The following is an 18562-nucleotide window of genomic DNA, read 5'->3' on the forward strand; positions in this document are numbered from 1 at the left end:
GGGCGCGCCCCGGCTTGCACCGGGGCTGCCGCTGCCGCTCGCGGCGGCAGACGGGCAATTAAGCGAGAGCGGCCTTCACCTTGTCGAAGATGCTGGCAAAACCAGCAGGATCGTTGACGGCGAGATCGGCCAGGACCTTGCGGTCAATGTCGATCTGAGCCTTCTTCAGGCCAGCCACAAACTTGCTGTAGGTCAGTCCCAGACCGCGGCTTGCTGCGTTGATACGAGCAATCCACAGTGCACGGAACACGCGCTTCTTGGCACGACGGTCACGGTAGGCGTATTGGCCTGCCTTCATCACCGCCTGCTTGGCGATGCGGAAGACATTCTTGCGACGACCACGGAAGCCCTTGGCCAGAGCCAGGACCTTCTTGTGACGGGCACGAGCGGTAACACCACGTTTAACGCGAGGCATATTAAATCTCCTTTAGTTAAATGGTGGAATTACAGGCCAGCGAAAGGCAACATTTGAGCCATGTGGCCCATGTTGGTTTCGTGGACGGTCACGGTGCCGCGCAGTTGGCGCTTGTTCTTCGTGGACTTCTTGGTCAGGATGTGGCGCTTGAACGCTTGACCGCGCTTGACGGTACCACCCGGACGAACGCGAAAACGCTTCTTCGCGCTGCTCTTGGTCTTCATTTTGGGCATGTTAGTGCTCCTTTTAAGTATGTCCCTGGGGCGGCTCCGATTCCTCGTTGCACTTGTTTGGCCTCAGGAGACTAATAAGCCCGCCGACGACCAGATCGGCGGGCTGAAACTGCCAGAAACGCTTTAGCGCTTCTTTGGTGCAAGCACCATGATCATCTGCCGGCCTTCGAGCTTGGGCATGTTCTCGACCACCGACACGTCTGCCAGCTCGTCGCGAATCCGCTCCAGCAGGCGCATGCCGATGTCCTGGTGGGTGATTTCGCGGCCGCGGTAACGCAGCGTCACCTTGCCCTTGTCACCATCCTCGGCGATGAAGCGGCGCAGATTGCGCATCTTGATCTGGTAGTCGCCTTCGTCCGTACCCGGGCGGAACTTGACTTCCTTGATCTCGATGACCTTCTGCTTCGACTTCGCTTCGGCCGCGCGCTTCTGCTCGATGTACTTGAACTTGCCGTAGTCCATCAACCGGCACACGGGCGGGTTGGCGGTGGGCGAGATTTCAACCAGATCGACGTCCAGGTCACCCGCCATGCGCAGGGCTTCCTGGATGCTCACGACGCCAATGGGCTCATTTTCCGGGCCGTTCAGGCGGACTTCGGGAGCAAGAATTTCACGGTTCAGCCGATGCTTTCGCTCAGGAATAGCTCGACGGTCAGCAAAAGTAGCGATGGTGCTTACCTTTCAATGGACCCAAGGCGAGGCCCGACAAGAACGAAAGCGCGCCCTGGATCGAACCTCATCAGGCCTTGGAGGTGATGGCTTCCGACAGCTTCGATTGGAAGTCTGCCAGTGACATCACACCCAGGTCTTGGTTGCCTCGGGCGCGCACTGCAACGGCACCGTTTGCCTTCTCCTTGTCGCCTACGACCAGGATGAACGGTACCTTCTGCAAAGAATGCTCGCGGATTTTATACGTGATTTTCTCGTTCCGCAAATCTGCCGAGACTCTAACCCCTTGTTTTTGCAGCGATTTCACGATCTCAGCCACGTAGTCGGCCTGCGCATCCGTGATATTGGCGACGACAACCTGGGTCGGCGACAGCCAAGCCGGCAGCGCGCCGGAGTGCTGCTCGATCAGGATGCCGATGAAACGCTCCAGGCTGCCGACGATGGCACGGTGCAGCATGATGGGGCGATGGCGCGAGCCGTCTTCGCCGACGAACTCGGCGTCCAGGCGCTCGGGCATGTTCGGGTCCACCTGGATGGTGCCGCACTGCCACTGGCGGCCCAGTGCGTCCTTCAGCGTGTACTCGATCTTCGGACCGTAGAAGGCGCCCTCGCCCGGCAGGTACTCGAACTCGCAACCGGAAGCGCGCAGGCCTTCGGCCAGCGCCGCTTCGGCACGGTCCCAGCTCTCTTCGGTGCCGATGCGCTTCTCGGGGCGCGTCGACAGCTTGAACAGGATTTCGTTGAAGCCGAAGTCCTTGTAGACCTTGCGCAAGAGTGTCGTGAAGGTCGTGACCTCTTGCTGGATCATGTCTTCAGTGCAGAAGATGTGACCGTCGTCCTGTGTGAAGCCGCGCACGCGCATGATGCCGTGCAGGCCGCCCGTGGGCTCGTTGCGGTGGCATTGGCCGAACTCGCCGAAGCGCAGCGGCAGGTCGCGGTAGCTCTTGATGCCCTGCTTGAAGATCAGGATGTGGCCGGGGCAGTTCATCGGCTTCAGCGCATAGTCACGCTTCTCCGACTCGGTCGTGAACATGTTCTCGCGGTACTTGTCCCAGTGGCCGGACTTCTCCCACAGGCTCTTGTCCAGGATCTGCGGGCCCTTGACCTCCAGGTAGCCGTTCTCGCGGTAGACGCGGCGCATGTACTGCTCCACCTCCTGCCAGACCGTCCAGCCCTTGGGATGCCAGAACACCGTGCCCGGAGAGACCTCATCGATGTGGAACAGGTCGAGTTCCTTGCCGAGCTTGCGGTGGTCGCGCTTCTCGGCTTCCTCCAGCATCGTCAGGTACTTCTGCAGGTCGTCCTTGGTGGCCCAGGCCGTGCCGTAGATGCGTTGCAGCTGTTCGTTGTTGTGGTCGCCGCGCCAGTAGGCGCCGGCCACCTTCATCAGCTTGAAGTGCTTGAGCTTGCCCGTGGAAGGCACGTGCGGGCCGCGGCACAGGTCGGTGAACTTGCCTTCGGCATACAGCGAGACGTCTTCGTTCGCCGGGATGCTGGCGATGATCTCGGCCTTGTAGGCCTCGCCGATGCTCTTGAAGTAAGCCACGGCCTCGTCGCGCGGCAGCACCGTGCGCGTGACCTGCTCGTCCTTCTTGGCGAGCTCGTTCATCTTCGATTCGATAGCAGCCAGGTCTTCCGGCGTGAAGGGGCGCTTGTACGAGAAGTCGTAGAAGAAGCCATGCTCGATCACCGGGCCGATAGTGACCTGGGCATCGGGAAACAGCTCCTTCACGGCATAGGCCAGCAAGTGGGCTGTCGAGTGGCGGATGACTTCCAGGCCATCGGCATCCTTGTCGGTGACGATGGCGAGTTGCGAGTCCGTCGCCATCAGATGGCTGGTGTCCACCAGCTTGCCGTCAACGCGGCCGGCCAGTGCAGCCTTGGCCAGGCCGGCGCCGATGGAGGCGGCGACTTGCGCCACCGTGACGGGCGAGTCGAATTCGCGCTTGGAACCGTCGGGCAATTGAATCGAAATCATGGGTAGCTCCTGAAGCCCGGCGATCACTCGAGGATCGGGGCTCGAAAAACAAAAAGCGCGGCCACTTGCCGCGCTTTTGGTATGAAATGAAAAAGACGAGACGAGCCGCGGCCGACTAAACCTGAGTGGTGGAGGTCGTAGTTCGCGGTGTCATAACCAGGTCGCCTTTCTCATCCTTGCTGATTGGAGGAGCGCCGATTGTAGCGAATCAAAGCGGCAGCGCCTGAACCGAGCTGCTCTGGGTCAGTGTGGCAAATTCATCGCGCAGCCGCTCGCCTTCACGCACGGCGCGCAGCCAGGCGCTCGCACGTGCATTCACATCGTCGCCGTAATGCTGGAAATCGGCTCTATCCGGCAGCTTGGCGCGCGGCAGGCTCTTGACGAATTCCTCGCTGGGCGCGAGCACCACCACGTTGTCGAGAAACGCGCTCGGCGCATGCCGATGCTTCAAGGCCTTGTCCAGCCAGCCGGGCACCAAGCTGCGCTGGAAATGCGGATACAGCACGATGCCGTCGCCCAGCATCTGCGCGTAGTCGAGGTGCAGGTGATAGTCGGTGATGCCGCCATCCCAATAGGCACCACGCGGCGCGCCCGGGATGTCATGCACCGCCTTCAGCCAGAAGGGAATCGAGCAACTGGCCAGCAGCGCCTGCAGCAGATTGCGACGACTGAGTTCGACCTGGCGGCTGCGATAGTCCTTCAGGAGCATGGGCAAGGGCGAACGCAGGTCAGAGAACACGACCCGCTCCAGCCAGGCGCCCATGGCCCGACGTGAGACCAGATTGGTTGCGAAGGCGCCGAAGTATCCAAGCGGCGTGCGCAGGCGCCCTTCCCTTGCGAGCACATGCCGGCCACGTGAAGTGAAGAGATGCAGGCGGTAGCGCGGATGGCTCAGAACCTGGGCCTCGCGCCCGCCAAACACCTCGTCCAGCTTGGCGCCGAAGCCACGAGACACCGAAGCTGCCGAGGGCGGCCTGCCCGGTGCGTGCTCGTAGTCCTGGTGCGCGTACTCCACGGCCAACCGAGCAAACTCTTCTTCGGCATTGCCCAGGCAGGCCGTCGCCATGCGCCAGGCGCCTATCGACGCTCCCAGCAGATGAACGTCCTGCGCGCTGCTGCCCAGCCAGGGGCCGAAGATGTGTCGATCAAGCCCGTTGAGGATCAGGCCCTTGGGCCCGCCGGCCGCTGCGGGAATGACGCGCAGGTCGTCGGCGCGCAGGCCGCGTTCGGCCAAACGAATGCGGGCCCGAGGGCCCGCATGGATTTGCAGTGCTTGCATGCACCGCAGTCTAAATGCTCTGCTTAGAGCTTCTGCTCCCACGACAGGCCGAACTGCGCGCGGCCATAACGCTCAGTACGGCTGTAGCCGTTCGTGACGAAGGTGGTCGAACGGGTATCGACCGGCCACAGGTTGTTGGCCGACATGCGGATCGAGCTGGTGCGGCTGAGCGTCCATTGCGCGAACATGTCGAAGCCACGGCTGCGGGTCTGCTCCATCGACTGCGTCAAGGTCTGCGTCGTCAGGTAGCCGGGCGTGAAGCTCAGGTTCGCACCCATGCTCACCGGCAGGCCCGTCAGGCGGTAATCGAAACCACCCGTGATCGACCAGGGCTGCTGGCCATCCAGGCGATTGTCCGGTCCGGGCAGATTCTGGACCTTGGACTTGTAGTAGTTGAGCGAAGCCCGCAGGTTCAGCGGCAGCTTGGCGTCGAAGACCGAGGGCAACAATTCGCCGGCACGGCCCTTGATCTCGAACTCCAGGCCAGCCGTCTCGGCACGCGCGAAGTTGGTCGGATGATTGACGTAGCGCGCCTGCGTCTTCGACACATTCAAGGCCGAGCCCGCAGCCTCGAGCGTCGTGACGTTGCGCATCAGGTCGTTCACACGGCGGTAGAAGCCGCCGATGCTGATCATGCCGCCACCGCTGAGGTATTTCTCATAGGCAACGTCCAGACCGGTTGCCAGCTCGGGCTTGAGGTCAGGGTTGCCGATGAAGTCAGGCGCCAGGTAGGTGTTGGGCGTGTTCGGATCCGGGTACAGGCCCGAGATGGCCGGGCGTGCCAGCAACTGGTTCAGGTTGGGTGCCTTGTAGCTGCGCGTCAGGCTGGTGCGGATCAGGTCACGGCCCTTGGGGTCGATCTTGTAGTTGATGTGCAAGAGCGGCGTCGTGACGCTGCTCGTGTTGCGGCGCTCGGCATCGCCCACGGCGGCGCTCTCGGTGACGATGCGCTCGGTGCGCAGGCCCAGATAGGCTGACCACTGCGGCGAAATCTCCCAGTCGTCCTGGATGAAGAAGGCCTGGCGCTGAATGGTGGCAGCGAATGGCAGGCCATCAACGCCCGGCAACTGGGCCTTGCCGCCGACGGTCACGAAGCGTGTCTCGTCGCGCTTGCGCCATTCCAGGTCCCAGCCCAGCGCAAGGCTGTGCGCGTCATTGAGGACCTGCGCGAACTTGCCGGCCTGGGTGAGGTTGCGGTCGGTGTTGTCGCCGACCGAACCTCGCTGCTGGTTGTCGTAGACCGTGTTGTTGAACGTGCCGTGTACTTCCTGACCGCCCGCCTTGAGCTCGATACGGCGCGTTTCGCTCAGCTGGTTGTTGTACTGCAGGTTGGCGCGTGCCATCCGGAAGGTGCCGATATTGCGGCTGTTGTAGTCCTCGCTCGGCAGGCCCGACTTGAGAATCGTCTCGTACTCCGGGTTGAAGTGCCAGCGGCCCTGCTGCATGAAGGCCATGGCCGTCAGGTTCTCCTCGTCGCTGATCTTCCAGTTCATCCGCGGCGAGAAGTTCCAGCCGTTGCCCCAGCCGTTCTGTTCCAGGCGCTGGGTGATCACCGAGGGCTGGCCATTCGAACCTTGAGCTGCGCGGGTCGTTGTCGACTCCTGCTGATTGCGCCAGGAGAACAGCGAGATCGGCAGCGTGTAGCCCAGGTCGCCCTTCTTCTCGCCATAGGTGTAGGAGCCGGACACGCTGGGTCGCACGGCGCTGTAGCCCATGTTCAGGCGCAGGTCGCGCTGAGTGACCTTGGGCGCGTCCTTCAGGATGATGTTGATGGCACCGGCAACCGCCTGCGCGCTCTGGTCGGCGCTAGGGCCCTTGGTGACTTCAATGCGCTCGACCTGGGCCGGGTCCAGCTGCGTCAGGTCGAAACCCGGGGGCGCCGGGTCGCCGTTCAGCAGGATCAGCGTGTAGCCGCTGCCCAGGCCACGCATGCGCGGTGCACCACCCGACACGTTGACGCCCGGCAGGCGCTTGAGCACATCGGCCACATTGGTATCGCCGAACTTGTCGAGTTCCTCTCGGCCATAGACCTGCTTGGCCACCTGGGACTTGCGGCGCAGGTCCGTATCGCTCTGCGGGCGAGCGCTGATTTCAACCCGTTCCAGCTTGGCGCCAGGGCGGGGCTGGCCGTCGCCGGGGCCTTGCGGGCCTTCCTGGGCAAATGCGGCGGCAGAGGTCAGCAGCGCGCAAGCGGCGGCAATGGCGTGTTTCTTATTGGTCAAGATGTACTGCTCCAAGGGAGGGTCTGAACTGAGGCGGCACGATATCGATACTCGTAAACCCTGTCAGGCTGGATGCGATCAGTTGCAGGAATCCGGTGCCCAAGCGCGAGCAGGCGACGTCAACGGCGTCCTTGCAGCTTGGCAAAAGCCTCGGCCATGGCATTGCCGGCTGCCGGCGCCTGCGCCTTGCCGCCGCCACCGGCTCGCTCATTGCGCGCTGCGGGGCGGAAGTTGTTGTCGGCGCTCTTGGCACCTCGGGCTTGCGGCGCCGCATCCAGCTTCATCGTCAGCGAAATGCGCTTGCGGGCCAGGTCGACCTCCAGCACCCTGACCTTGACGATGTCGCCGGTCTTCACCACCTCGCGGGCATCATTGACGAACTTGTTCGACAGCTGGCTCACGTGGACCAGCCCATCCTGGTGCACGCCCAGGTCGACGAAGGCACCGAACTGCGCAACGTTGGAGACCGTGCCTTCCAGCACCATGCCTTCGGTCAGGTCCTTGATGTCCTCGACGCCGTCGTTGAAGCGCGCGACCTTGAAGTCCGGGCGCGGGTCGCGGCCCGGCTTCTCCAGCTCGGCCAGGATGTCCTTGACGGTGATGGCGCCGAATGTCTCGTCGGCAAAGGCCTCGGGGCGCAGCGTGCGTATCACGTCACTCTTGCCCAGCACCTCGGTCGCGGGGCGGCCGAGCTGGGTCAACATGCGCTGCACGACAGGATAGGTTTCCGGATGGACGCCGCTGAGGTCCAGCGGGTTGTCGCCGTCACGAATACGGAGGAAGCCTGCCGCCTGCTCGAAGGTCTTGGGGCCGAGGCCGGTCACGTCAAGCAACTGCTTGCGGTTGCGGAAAGAGCCGTTGGCATCGCGCCAGCGCACGATGCTCGCTGCCACGGCTGCCGAGAGGCCCGACACGCGGGACAGCAGCGGCGCCGACGCCGTGTTCAGGTCCACACCCACCGAGTTCACGCAGTCTTCCACCACGGCGTCCAGCGTCTTGGCCAGCTCGCTCTGGTTCACGTCATGCTGGTACTGGCCGACGCCGATGCTCTTGGGGTCGATCTTGACCAGCTCCGCCAGCGGGTCCTGCAGGCGGCGGGCGATGGACACGGCACCCCGGAGGCTCACGTCCAGGTCGGGCAACTCCTTCGATGCGAACTCGGAGGCCGAATAGACCGACGCACCGGCCTCGCTGACCACGACCTTCTCGATGTTCACCTCAGGCGCCATCTGCTGGATGCGCTTGATCAAGTCGGCGGCCAGCTTGTCGGTCTCGCGGCTGGCTGTGCCGTTGCCGATCGCGATCAGGTTCACTCCATGCGTGGCCACCAGGCGGCCCAGCGTATGCAGCGAACCTTCCCAGTCCTTGCGCGGCTCGTGCGGATAGACGGTGTTGGTGTCCAGCACCTTGCCGGTGTCACTGACAACAGCCACCTTCACGCCGGTGCGGATGCCCGGGTCCAGGCCCATCACCACACGCTTGCCGGCCGGCGCGGCCAGCAGCAGGTCGCGCAGGTTCTCCGCAAACACCTTGATCGCGGTGGCTTCCGCTGCTTCGCGCAGGCGCGAGAACAGGTCGCGCTCCAGGCTCATCGCCAGCTTGACCTTCCAGGTCCAGGCCACGGTCTTGCGGATCAACTCGTCGCTCGCGCGAATCGGAGCCCCCACGCTCCCTGCGCTCGCTGCCCCCCGGGTGGGCTGGGCATGCCCCGGCGAAGCCGGATGCATCCCCGCATGGCTCCAGCCCAGATGGCGAGCAATGCGGCCCTCGGCCAGACCGGGCTGACCCGGCACCAGCACTTCGTCGAGGCTCAGCTTGGCATCGAGGAATTCCTGCGTGCGGCCACGGAACACGGCCAGCGCACGGTGCGAAGGCACGGTGCGGATCGGCTCGGCGTAATCAAAGTAGTCGCGGAACTTGGAGATGTCCGGGTTGTTCTCGTCCTTTCCGTCCATCAGCTTGGACTGGAACAGGCCTTCTTCCCACAGCCATTCGCGCAGCTTGCCGATCAGCACGGCATCTTCAGCCCAGCGCTCGCTGAGCAGGTCGCGCACGCCGTCCAGCACGGCAAACGCATCGGCGAAGCCGGCGTCGGGGTTCAGGAAAGCGGCCGCCTCGGCCATCGGGTCGAGCGATGGGTCGGCAAACAGTTTGTCGGCCAGCGGCTCCAGGCCGGCCTCACGGGCGATCAGGCCCTTGGTTCGGCGCTTGACCTTGTAGGGCAGGTAGAGGTCTTCCAGCTCCTGCTTGGTGGGCGCGGCCTCGATGGCTGCACGCAGCTCAGGCGTCAGCTTGCCCTGCTCGTCGATGCTCTTGAGCACCGCGGCGCGGCGCTCTTCGAGCTCGCGAAGATAGCCCAGGCGCGATTCCAGCTCGCGCAGCTGGATGTCGTCCAGGCCCTCGGTGGCTTCCTTGCGGTAGCGGGCGATGAAGGGAACGGTGGCGCCGCCGTCGAGCAGCTCGACGGCTGCATTGACCTGGGTGGGGCGGACCTTCAGCTCGGCCGCCAACTGCAGAAGAATCTTGTCCAAAACGTCTAGGTACGGGTAAACGAGGAAGCGCGGGAGTTTGCCACAGGGCAAGTTACGCAGATCCCGCGCATGCGGGCCACATTCGAAGCCCAAGGAGAAACCGATGTTTGACAAGCCCAAGGTTCTTGCCATCTCGAAGCAGTTGATGGACGGCGGCATGGCCTCCTCTGCGTTCTATGAACAGCTGACGCGCACCCTGGCAGAGGAAATGGGCTGCACGCGCGCCAGCCTCTGGCGCTATCCGGATCCCGAACTGCGCATGAGCATCGAGTGCCTGAGCCTGTACGACCGCACGGATGCCAAGTGGACCAATGGCGCCGTGCTGAAGGAGGAAGACTTCGGCCCCTATTTCGAGGCCATGCGCCGCGACAACCTGATCGTCGCAGGGGATGCCCGCGCCAATCCGATCACCAGCTGCTTCAACGAGATCTACTTCGAGCCGCTTGGCATCTATTCCTTGCTCGACGTCGGCATCAACATCGGTGGCACCCCTTTTGGCCTGTTCTGCTGCGAGAACACCACCGACATCCTCGACTGGACGCCCGAGCACGTCGAGTACCTGCGCCAGGTCGGCACCCTGCTCGGCTATGCGCTGAGGAAGGCCGCCGGCTGAAGCCGGCCAGCCGCCTGCGAACGGCCTCCTAGACCAGCACCCGCTCGATGCCGCCCTGATTCGCCTTGGCCACGTACTCGGGCATCCAGTCCTTGCCGAGGATCTGGTTGGCCATCTCGACCACGATGTAGTCGGCTTCCAGGAGGCCATTCTGCAGGTCGTTGCCGTAGCGAGAGAGGCCTTGCAGGCAGCTCGGGCAGCTGGTCAGGATCTTCAGGTTCTCGGCTGCCGCGACCTTGCCGCTGTCGCGCAATTCGGTCTCCATCTTGCGCAGCTCTTCTTCCTTGCGGAAGCGGACCTGTGTCGAGATGTCGGGCCGGGTCACGCCCAGCGTGCCGCTCTCGCCGCAGCAGCGTTCGCTCTTCACCACCTCGGGCCCGACGAGCGCCTTCACGGTCTTCATCGGGTCCTGCAGCTTCATCGGGCTGTGGCAGGGGTCGTGATACAGGAAAGCCTGGTTGGAGCTGAGCTTGATGCCCTTCTCCAAGAGGTATTCGTGGATGTCGATGATGCGGCAGCCCGGGAAGATGTCCTCGAACTTGTAGCCCTGCAGTTGGTCATAGCAGGTGCCGCAGCTCACCACCACGGTCTTGATGTCCAGGTAGTTGAGCGTGTTGGCCACGCGGTGGAAGAGCACCCGGTTGTCGGTGATCATCTTCTCGGCCTTGTCGAACTGACCCGAGCCGCGCTGCGGGTAGCCGCAGCACAGATAGCCCGGCGGCAAGACCGTCTGCACGCCCGCATGCCAGAGCATGGCCTGCGTGGCCAGACCCACCTGCGAGAACAATCGCTCCGAACCGCAGCCCGGGAAATAGAACACAGCCTCCGTCTCGGCCGTGGTGGCGGCCGGGTTGCGGATGATGGGCACGTAGTCCTTGTCCTCGATGTCCAGGAGCGCACGCGCCGTCTTCTTCGGCAGTCCGCCGGGGAGCTTCTTGTTGATGAAGTGGATCACCTGCTCCTTGATCGGAGCAGGGCCCAGCGTCGCGCGCGGCGCGGCGGTCTGCTTCTTCGCGAAGGTCTTCAAGACGTCGTGCGCCAGGCGCTGCGCCTTGAAGCCCACGCCCACCATGGCGCTGCGTGCGAGCTTGATCGTCTCCGGGCTCGTGGCGTTCAGCATGAACATCGCCGCCGCATTGCCGGGGCGGAAGCTCTTCTGGCCCATCTTGCGCAGGAGGTTGCGCATGTTCATGGTCACGTCGCCGAAGTCGATCTTGACCGGACAGGGGTTCGCGCACTTGTGGCAGACCGTGCAGTGGTCGGCCACGTCCTCGAATTCTTCCCAGTGCTTGATCGACACGCCCCGGCGCGTCTGCTCCTCGTACAGAAAGGCCTCGACCAGCAGCGAGGTGGCGAGAATCTTGTTGCGCGGCGAATAAAGCAGGTTGGCGCGTGGCACATGCGTCGCGCAGACCGGCTTGCACTTGCCACAGCGCAGGCAGTCCTTGACGCTGTCGGCAATCGCGCCGATATCGCTCTGCTGCATGATCAGGGATTCATGCCCCATCAGCCCGAAGCTCGGGGTGTAGGCATTGGTCAGATCGGCATAGGTGGTCAGCGAATCAGGCCCACCCAGGCGCAAGAGCTTGCCCTTGTTGAAGCGGCCCTCCGGGTCGACCTTGGCCTTGTAGCCGGCAAACGGCGCCAGCTCTTCATCGCTCAGAAATTCGAGCTTCGTGATGCCGATGCCGTGCTCGCCCGAGATCACACCGTCCAGCGAGCGCGCCAGCTTCATGATGCGTGCCACGGCTTCGTGCGCCGTCTGTAGCATCTCGTAGTTGTCGGAGTTGACCGGGATGTTGGTGTGCACGTTGCCGTCGCCGGCATGCATGTGCAAGGCCACCCAGACGCGGCCGCGCAAGACTTCCTTGTGGATGCGCTTGCACTCTTCGATGATGGCAGCGAAGGCGCCGCCGGCAAAGATTTCCTGCAAGGGCTTCAGGATCTGCGCCTTCCAGGAAGCGCGCAGCGAGTGGTCCTGCAACTGATCGAAGTAGCTGCGCTCTTCTTCTCTCGGTGCGTCCAGCTCGTCTTTCCAGCGCGCCCAGCGGCCGCTGATCTCGTCGAGCAAGGCCAGCGCCTGCTGCACGCGGTCTTCCAGGAGTTCGGCGCTCGGGATCTCGCTCGCGTCGTCGCTCTTGCCGAGCGGCAGCTTGCCCTGCGAGAAGAAGGCCTTCAGCGAATCAACCAGCGCGAGCTTGTTGCGCAGGCTGAGCTCGATATTGATGCGCTCGATGCCCAGCGTGTACTCGCCCATGCGCTCCAGCGGAATCACCACGTCCTCGTTCACCTTGAATGCATTGGTGTGCTTGGAGATGGCGGCAGTGCGCTTGCGGTCGAGCCAGAACTTCTTGCGCGCGTCGGCCGAGACGGCCACAAAGCCCTCGCCGCTGCGGCCATTGGCGAGGCGAACGACTTCAGACGTTGCACGCGCCACGGCGTTTTCGTCGTCGCCGACGATGTCGCCGATCAAGACCATCTTGGGCAGGCCGCCGCGCTTGCTCTTGGTGGCATAGCCCACGGCCTTCAGGTAGCGGTCGTCCAGGTGCTCGAGGCCGGCGAGGATGGCACCACCCTCGTTCTTCGCCTCGGCGAACATGAAGTCCTTGATGTCCACGATGGACGGTACGCAGTCCTTGGGATTGCCGAAGAACTCCAGGCAGACCGTGCGCACATGCTTTGGCATGCGGTGCACGATCCAGCGCGCACTGGTGATCAGGCCATCGCAGCCTTCCTTCTGGATGCCGGGCAGGCCGGCCAGGAACTTGTCGGTCACGTCCTTGCCGAGACCCTCCTTGCGGAAGGTGCGGCCCGGGATGTCGAGGCGCTCGGTGCGCTCCAGCTTCTTGCCTGAGGCGTCGAAGTAGCGCAGCTCGAAGCTGGCCGTCGCCACGTCGTGGATCTTGCCGAGGTTGTGGTTGAGGCGGACGACCTCCAGCCACTTGGCCTCGGGCGTCACCATGCGCCAGCTGGCGAGGTTGTCCAGCGCCGTGCCCCACAGCACAGCCTTCTTTCCGCCAGCGTTCATGGCGACGTTGCCGCCCACGCAGGAGGCTTCGGCCGACGTCGGGTCCACGGCGAACACAAAGCCGTGCTGCTCGGCGAGATCGGACACGCGCTGCGTGACCACGCCGGCCTCGCTGAAGATCGTTGCCACCGGCTTGTCGACGCCTGGCAATTGCAGCATCTCGACGCCTCGCAGCGCCTCGAGCTTCTCGGTGTTGATCACCGCGCTGTTCCACACCAGCGGTACGGCGCCGCCGGTGTAGCCGGTGCCGCCTCCTCGCGGGATGATGGTCAGGCCCAGCTCGATACAGCCGGCCACCAGGCCGGCCATCTCGGCTTCGGTATCGGGCGTCAGGACGACAAACGGGTACTCGACCCGCCAGTCGGTCGCGTCGGTCACATGCGAAACGCGCGACAGGCCATCAAACTTGATGTTGTCCTTGGCGGTGCGCTTGCCGAGCAATTTGTTCGTTTGCCGGCGCAGGTCGTAAATGCGACGGAACAGCGCGCCGAACTCGGCCACGGCCTTGCGTGCAGCTTCCAGGAGCTCGCCCACGGCGGCGTCACGCTTGGCGTCGCTCGGGTTGCGACGCTTCTCCACCTCGTGCAGTCGGTGCTCCAGGGCATCGATCAGCATCTGGCGGCGCTTGGGGTTGTCGAGCAGGTCGTCCTGCAGATAGGGGTTGCGCTGCACCACCCAGATGTCACCCAGCACTTCATAAAGCATGCGGGCGGAGCGGCCGGTACGGCGCTCTTCGCGCAGCTGGTTCAGCGTGTCCCAGGCGGATTCACCCAGCAGCCGGATGACGATCTCGCGGTCCGAGAACGAGGTGTAGTTGTAGGGAATCTCGCGCAGTCGGGGCGCGGCATCCAGCACTGCTTCGTTGGCAGCGGTGGCGATCTCGGCGGGCATCAGCGGATGCGGTGCATTCATGGCGGCCTGGTCAGTCCAACAAAAGGTCGCCGACCCTCGCACTGATGGCAAGCCCGGCGCCATGGTCATGGCGCCGGCAGAGCGTCCGCTTGGCCGGTCCGATGCGCCGGTGCCGCAGATCGCTGCCGGGCGTTCTCGCGGATACAAGAGGCCCAGCGGTCGTCGGAGCGTGATCCTACCGCAGTGCAGCATGGCCGCCGCCCCAGCGGGGGCATTGATGCAATAGAGTGGCGCATCCAAGCACGAGGCTGATACGAGGTTGACGCATGCAGTCCTGGCCCCTTCCCTTCTGGATCGCCCACCGGGGTGCCGGCAAGCTGGCGCCGGAGAACACGCTGGCCGCATTTCGGCTGGGCGCCGCGCACGGCTACCGGGCCTTTGAGTGCGATGTGAAGCTGAGCAGCGACGGCCAGCCCTTTCTCCTGCATGACGACAAGCTCAACCGCACCACCTCGGGCCGCGGCCCGGCCGGGGCCTTGAGCTGGCATGAGCTGAGCCGTCTCGACGCCGGCAGCTGGCACAGCCGCGCGCACGCTGGCGAGCCGATACCCTGCCTGGAGACCGTGGCGGCCTTCTGCCGCCGCAATGGCTACGGGCTGAACCTGGAACTCAAGCCGAACCCCGGTCAGGAAGAAGAAACCGGACGCGTTGTTGCGCTGGCTGTTCGCGCGCTCTGGGCTGGCGACGCGCGGCCACCCTTGCTGAGCTCTTTCAAGCCCGCGGCCGTTGCAGCCGCGCAAGCCGCAGCCCCCGAATTGCCACGCGGCCTGTTGCTCGACAGCCTTCGAGCCAGCTGGCGCGATGAGGCGAAGTCCCTGCAATGCATCGCCGTCATCACCAATTACGCGCTGATGGACCGACAGATGGTCGAAGCCATCCACGGCCTGGGCATGAAGGCCTTGGTCTATACGGTGAACGATGAATCGGTCGCCAAGTGGCTGATCGCCAATGGCCTGGACGGCATCATCACCGACGCGGTCGACAAGTTCAGCCCGGTCTGAAGCTCACATACAGGCAGCTGTTGCGAAGCTCGCCGGCCACATTGGTCGAATCGCCTTGCGCAATGGACTCGAGCTTGAAGCCACAGCGCTCAGCCACCGCGCGGCTGCGCACGTTGCGTTCATCGCAGCGTATCTCCAGGCGCCTGGCGCGCAGCTTGCTGAAAGCCATCGCCGCCAGGCCATGGACCGCCTCGCTGATGAAACCCTGCCCCTGCGCGCTGCGACGCAGCCAGTAGCCGATCTCGAAGCGCCCGGCCGCCCAGTCGAAGCGGTGCAGGCCGGTGGCGCCCAGCAGGCGCCGACCTTGCGGCTCGCGGCTGTAGATCTGGAACGGCAGGTCCTGGCGCAGGATGAAGGCCGCCAATTGACGCCGCACCACGCCCTCGGTTTCGTCAATGGTCGGCGCCTGCTGCGCCCAGGGCATCCAGGGTTGCAGCTGTTCCAGGGTCTCGATGACCGCCTCGTTCAGGGCCGGCCCGACGCCAGCGCGCGGTGCCAGCAACACCAGGCGATCGGTCTCGATCTTTTCGGGCACTTCGATCAGAACGGGGTCGATCATCGACATCACTTGCTCGGCTGCAGTTCAGGTTCATGCGCGCTGCCGAGTTTGGGCAATTCGCGCACGCCGCGGATGGTCGAGTTGCGCCAGGCCAGCACTGCGAGCAGCAAGGCACCGAAGCCAGAGAAAAGCAGGGCCGCGCGCAAGTCCACATGCTCGCCCAACCAGCCGCCGATCAAGGCCCCAGGCCCAGCGGGAATCAGGATCAGCCAGCGCATGGTGCTCGTCATTCGCCCCAGCAGCGGCGCCGGCGTGACCGCCTGGCGCAGCGACAGGAAGTTGATGAAGATCAGCACGGCGCCGATGCCGAAGGTGAACAGCATGAAGGCGAAGGCCGCGATGCCCAGCGCATTGGCGGGTGCCACGGCCAGGGCCAACCAGCCGAGGCCACAGGTCGCAAAGCCCAGCACCAGGCTGGGGCCCGGGCCGATGCGTCGCGAAAGCCGGTGGCCAAGCACGCTGGCCAACACGGTGCCGGCGCCAAGGCCCACGTACGACAGGCCCACTTGCTGCGCCGTCAAACCCAGCACCCGCGTGGCGAAGAGGATCTGCACCACTTGCGCGCCGTTGTGGAACATCTGCCAACCGCCCACCGCGCAAGCCAGGCTCACCAGCAGCCGCTGCCGCCGCACGAAGTTCACGCCGGCCTTCAGGTCGCGCCAGAAGTCCGCGCCCGAGCCTTTGGCCGCCACCTGCTCTTCGACCCTGATGCCACGCAGGATCAAGGCGGAAGCCAGCACCAGCAAGGCATCGGCAGCCAAGGCCATCGGCGCACCGAGCATCTTGATCAAGAGCCCGGCAACGCCCGGCCCCGCGACTTCAGCGCCTGACGATGCCAGGGCGTTCTTGGCATGTGCTTCGACCAAACGGTCGCGCGAGACGACCTGGGTCAGGACGATCTGCGCAGCGCTGCCCGCCACCGTGTAGACACATCCCAGCACGAAGCCCACGGCATACAGCCAGCCCATGCTCAGCCAGCCCATCCAGGCCGCCAGCGGCACGGTGGCCACGGTGAATGCCAGCAGCGTCTCGCCCGCAACATAGACCGGCAGCTTGCGCACCCGGTCCAGCCAGACGCCGCCCGGCAGCGAGAACAGCACGAAGGGCACGATCTCCATCGAGGTCAGCAGGCCCATTTGCGTGGGCGTGGCCTGCAGCAGCACCGCCGCCGTCAATGGCAAGGCGAGCATCGTGATCTGCCCGCCCAGCGAGCTGATCAGGATGGAACTCCACAGGCGGCGATAGACGCGGTCGCGCAGCAGGTCGGTCGGCGGCAGGGTGACCGCCCGCTTCAAACGCTCATACCAGGGCTCAAGCCAGGTCAGCATGATGAATCACTCCGTGGCACGACCGGCGGCGACCCTCGTGAGATCGACCGCAGGGCCGAAGCCGCAAATTACCAGGAAAAGGGGTGCGAAAGAACGGTAGCTGTTGGGGCCGGCTCAATGCGGCGCGAACAGCCAGCCATGAGTCGCAGCGCAATGCTCGAGCGAGCGCAAGCCGGCGGCAGCAGGTGCCGGGCGTCGGTTGCGGTCGAGCAGCTTGGTCATGGTCTTGTAGAGCGCGGAGTGCCGGGATGGTAGCAGCCGAAGCCGCCCCGTGACAAAAGGCATCTCAGGTTGCGCGCTGGTCGCGGGTGGGCCGGCGCTGCATGCCCCAGTAGCGGCAGTCGGCTTCGAAGCCAAGGGATTCATAAATGCCTATTGCAGCGTCAGCTGGATAAGCACACATCACCAGCAATTCAAGCTCCTGCTGCTCCAAGCCAAAAAGGCAGGCGGCTTCAACCATGGCCGTGCACAAGCCGCGTCGGCGCCAGGCCGGATGTGTGGTGACATGCTGGAAGCGGCCAAGCATGCCATCGTGAAACAGGCCGCAGTCGGCCACCAGCTCGCCGCCTCGCCACACCCCGAACCAATGCCCGCGGCCCGCCTTCTCCATCGCCGCATAGCCCTGCATCTGGCGAAAGCGGTGCTCGCGGTAGCCCAGGGCCTGAAATCCGCTGGCGTCGGTTGCGTTGGCAGCGCATTGCAGATTCACAGCCGCGTCGAGCTGCTCGGGGTCCTGCAGGTCCAACGGCGCGAAGTGGAGCCCGGTCGGCAACTCACGCAGCCCGCGCACAAGGCCGTCGGGCTCCAGCTTCAGCGCCACGCTGTCGAACACCTCGAAGCCGGCCCGCTGCCAGCTCAGGAGCGGCTCATGCGGCCGGCTGGCATCGAAGCCGATCGCCACATGGCCCGATTCGCGGGTGTGGCGGCCCACCTCCTCATCGAAGCGCTGCAGCCAGTGCGCCAGGCCATCGTCGCGCGGCGGAGCCGGCAGCAGTAGAAAGTTGCCCCAATAGAAATAGGGATTGGCCGGAGTGCGCACGACGATGCAGTCGCCCCGCTCTTCGATGATCCCGCTGAAGCGCGCAAAGATCAGGTCGGTGCGCCAGCCCAGCGAGAGCCGGTCCTGCAAGCTCATGTCTGCTCCCTTGTGTGTGGCCGCGATTCTGCCGCCGCGCCCGCGTGTCGTGTAACGCATTGCAACGCCATCCGCACAGGGTCAACTCTTGCCCAGGACCTCTCGTTGTGCACGTACCCTTTCACAACCGACGGAGAAATCCTGATGAATGCTCTGAAGACCGCACTGATCCCCGCCCTGCTGGCTTTCACCGGTCACCTGGCGATGGCGCAAACCGCTAACCCCACAACTGCAAGCACACCTGCAGCAACGGCAACAGGCACGACCACCGCAGCAACTCCGAGCACCACCACCCCGGCAACCGCCGCAACGGCCACGCCGGTTGCCAAGGAAGCGCCTGCGGCCACCGCCGCTGTGACGACAGCCGCAACGCCCGCCGCCACGCCGGCTGTCGCCACAGCACCTGCGGAAAAGCCCGTCGCAACCAAGCATGCGAAGGCAGCCAAGAACGCAGCCAAGCATGAAGTGAAGGCCGACGCCAAGGCAGCGATGACCACAGCTGCTGCGCCGCAGACCAAGTAAGCAGGCAACATCGGTTTGCTCGAGGTGCGGCTGGCGTCACGGTCCAGCGACAGCCGCCCAAAGAAGCTGACATGACAACTCCGCGACGCCGCAAGGCTCGCGGAGTTTTCTCTTTTGCGCACAGCAGGTAGCTGCAT

The 18562-nt window shown here is 64.3% G+C and carries 14 protein-coding genes; 3 read left to right on the plus strand and 11 right to left on the minus strand.

The genetic code is table 11. The annotated features are described in order from the left end of the window. Positions 1-58 precede the first annotated feature (58 nt). The 7 genes from rplT to ABT392_RS13260 form a co-directional block, all read right to left on the minus strand. Positions 59-415: a 50S ribosomal protein L20 gene (gene rplT / locus ABT392_RS13230; protein WP_334276305.1), complete on the minus strand. Its 357-nt coding sequence runs from the start codon at positions 413-415 to the stop codon at positions 59-61. 29 nt (positions 416-444) lie between these two features. Further along, complete coding sequence (gene rpmI / locus ABT392_RS13235) at positions 445-648, minus strand: 50S ribosomal protein L35 (RefSeq protein ID WP_282823763.1); 204 nt, start codon at positions 646-648, stop codon at positions 445-447. 123 nt (positions 649-771) lie between these two features. Next, the gene (infC, locus tag ABT392_RS13240; RefSeq protein WP_334276487.1) at positions 772-1317 is read right to left on the minus strand and encodes a translation initiation factor IF-3; all 546 of its coding nucleotides are present in this window, start codon (positions 1315-1317) and stop codon (positions 772-774) included. Positions 1318-1387: 70 nt separating this feature from the next. Beyond that, positions 1388-3295, minus strand: a complete 1908-nt coding sequence (gene thrS, locus ABT392_RS13245) for a threonine--tRNA ligase (RefSeq protein WP_334276306.1) — start codon at positions 3293-3295, stop codon at positions 1388-1390. Between the two features lie 208 nt (positions 3296-3503). After that, the gene (locus ABT392_RS13250) at positions 3504-4574 is read right to left on the minus strand and encodes a patatin-like phospholipase family protein (RefSeq protein ID WP_395385572.1); all 1071 of its coding nucleotides are present in this window, start codon (positions 4572-4574) and stop codon (positions 3504-3506) included. 23 nt (positions 4575-4597) lie between these two features. Further along, on the minus strand, positions 4598-6796 hold the full coding sequence (locus ABT392_RS13255; RefSeq protein ID WP_395385571.1) for a TonB-dependent receptor plug domain-containing protein: 2199 nt from the start codon (positions 6794-6796) through the stop codon (positions 4598-4600). Between the two features lie 119 nt (positions 6797-6915). Beyond that, a complete protein-coding gene (locus ABT392_RS13260; RefSeq protein WP_395385570.1) occupies positions 6916-9327 on the minus strand; it encodes a Tex family protein in 2412 nt (803 codons plus the stop codon). Between the two features lie 103 nt (positions 9328-9430). Here ABT392_RS13260 and ABT392_RS13265 point away from each other — a divergent pair, with 103 nt between their 5' ends. Further along, complete coding sequence (locus tag ABT392_RS13265; RefSeq protein WP_395385569.1) at positions 9431-9940, plus strand: GAF domain-containing protein; 510 nt, start codon at positions 9431-9433, stop codon at positions 9938-9940. 28 nt (positions 9941-9968) lie between these two features. Here ABT392_RS13265 and ABT392_RS13270 read toward each other — a convergent pair whose 3' ends face one another. Then, positions 9969-13880 carry an FAD/FMN-binding oxidoreductase gene (locus ABT392_RS13270; RefSeq protein ID WP_334276311.1) on the minus strand — a complete coding sequence of 1304 codons (3912 nt, stop codon included), beginning with the start codon at positions 13878-13880 and terminating at the stop codon, positions 9969-9971. Positions 13881-14146: 266 nt separating this feature from the next. Here ABT392_RS13270 and ugpQ point away from each other — a divergent pair, with 266 nt between their 5' ends. After that, on the plus strand, positions 14147-14881 hold the full coding sequence (gene ugpQ / locus ABT392_RS13275; RefSeq protein WP_395385568.1) for a glycerophosphodiester phosphodiesterase: 735 nt from the start codon (positions 14147-14149) through the stop codon (positions 14879-14881). On the opposite strand, the gene ABT392_RS13280 is transcribed toward ugpQ, so the two are convergent. The 3 genes from ABT392_RS13280 to ABT392_RS13290 all read right to left on the minus strand — a co-directional run bounded on the left by ABT392_RS13280 (position 14868) and on the right by ABT392_RS13290 (position 17903). Further along, positions 14868-15440 (minus strand): GNAT family N-acetyltransferase, encoded by a 573-nt coding sequence (locus ABT392_RS13280; RefSeq protein WP_334276313.1) that lies wholly within the window; start codon positions 15438-15440, stop codon positions 14868-14870. The two genes, ugpQ and ABT392_RS13280, sit on opposite strands and share 14 nt — an antisense overlap. A gap of 5 nt (positions 15441-15445) precedes the next feature. Continuing rightward, positions 15446-16768 (minus strand): MFS transporter, encoded by a 1323-nt coding sequence (locus ABT392_RS13285; RefSeq protein ID WP_334276314.1) that lies wholly within the window; start codon positions 16766-16768, stop codon positions 15446-15448. Positions 16769-17054: 286 nt separating this feature from the next. Continuing rightward, a complete protein-coding gene (locus ABT392_RS13290; protein WP_395385567.1) occupies positions 17055-17903 on the minus strand; it encodes a GNAT family N-acetyltransferase in 849 nt (282 codons plus the stop codon). Between the two features lie 144 nt (positions 17904-18047). Here ABT392_RS13290 and ABT392_RS13295 point away from each other — a divergent pair, with 144 nt between their 5' ends. Further along, a complete protein-coding gene (locus ABT392_RS13295) occupies positions 18048-18425 on the plus strand; it encodes a hypothetical protein (RefSeq protein ID WP_334276316.1) in 378 nt (125 codons plus the stop codon). Positions 18426-18562 lie beyond the last annotated feature (137 nt).

Origin of the sequence: Paucibacter sp. JuS9 (assembly GCF_044043925.2) — a bacterium.
Classification (GTDB): Bacteria; Pseudomonadota; Gammaproteobacteria; order Burkholderiales; family Burkholderiaceae_C; genus JAUASW01.

Bases quoted from the DNA above. Each gene is read 5' to 3' on its own strand.
- rplT (WP_334276305.1), bottom strand. From the start codon at position 415: ATGCCTCGCGTTAAACGTGGTGTTACCGCTCGTGCCCGTCACAAGAAG.
- rpmI (WP_282823763.1), bottom strand. From the start codon at position 648: ATGCCCAAAATGAAGACCAAGAGCAGCGCGAAGAAGCGTTTTCGCGTT.
- thrS (WP_334276306.1), bottom strand. From the start codon at position 3,295: ATGATTTCGATTCAATTGCCCGACGGTTCCAAGCGCGAATTCGACTCG.
- ABT392_RS13250 (WP_395385572.1), bottom strand. From the start codon at position 4,574: ATGCAAGCACTGCAAATCCATGCGGGCCCTCGGGCCCGCATTCGTTTG.
- ABT392_RS13265 (WP_395385569.1), top strand. From the start codon at position 9,431: ATGTTTGACAAGCCCAAGGTTCTTGCCATCTCGAAGCAGTTGATGGAC.
- ABT392_RS13270 (WP_334276311.1), bottom strand. From the start codon at position 13,880: ATGAATGCACCGCATCCGCTGATGCCCGCCGAGATCGCCACCGCTGCC.
- ugpQ (WP_395385568.1), top strand. From the start codon at position 14,147: ATGCAGTCCTGGCCCCTTCCCTTCTGGATCGCCCACCGGGGTGCCGGC.
- ABT392_RS13280 (WP_334276313.1), bottom strand. From the start codon at position 15,440: ATGATCGACCCCGTTCTGATCGAAGTGCCCGAAAAGATCGAGACCGAT.
- ABT392_RS13285 (WP_334276314.1), bottom strand. From the start codon at position 16,768: ATGCTGACCTGGCTTGAGCCCTGGTATGAGCGTTTGAAGCGGGCGGTC.
- ABT392_RS13290 (WP_395385567.1), bottom strand. From the start codon at position 17,903: ATGAGCTTGCAGGACCGGCTCTCGCTGGGCTGGCGCACCGACCTGATC.
- ABT392_RS13295 (WP_334276316.1), top strand. From the start codon at position 18,048: ATGAATGCTCTGAAGACCGCACTGATCCCCGCCCTGCTGGCTTTCACC.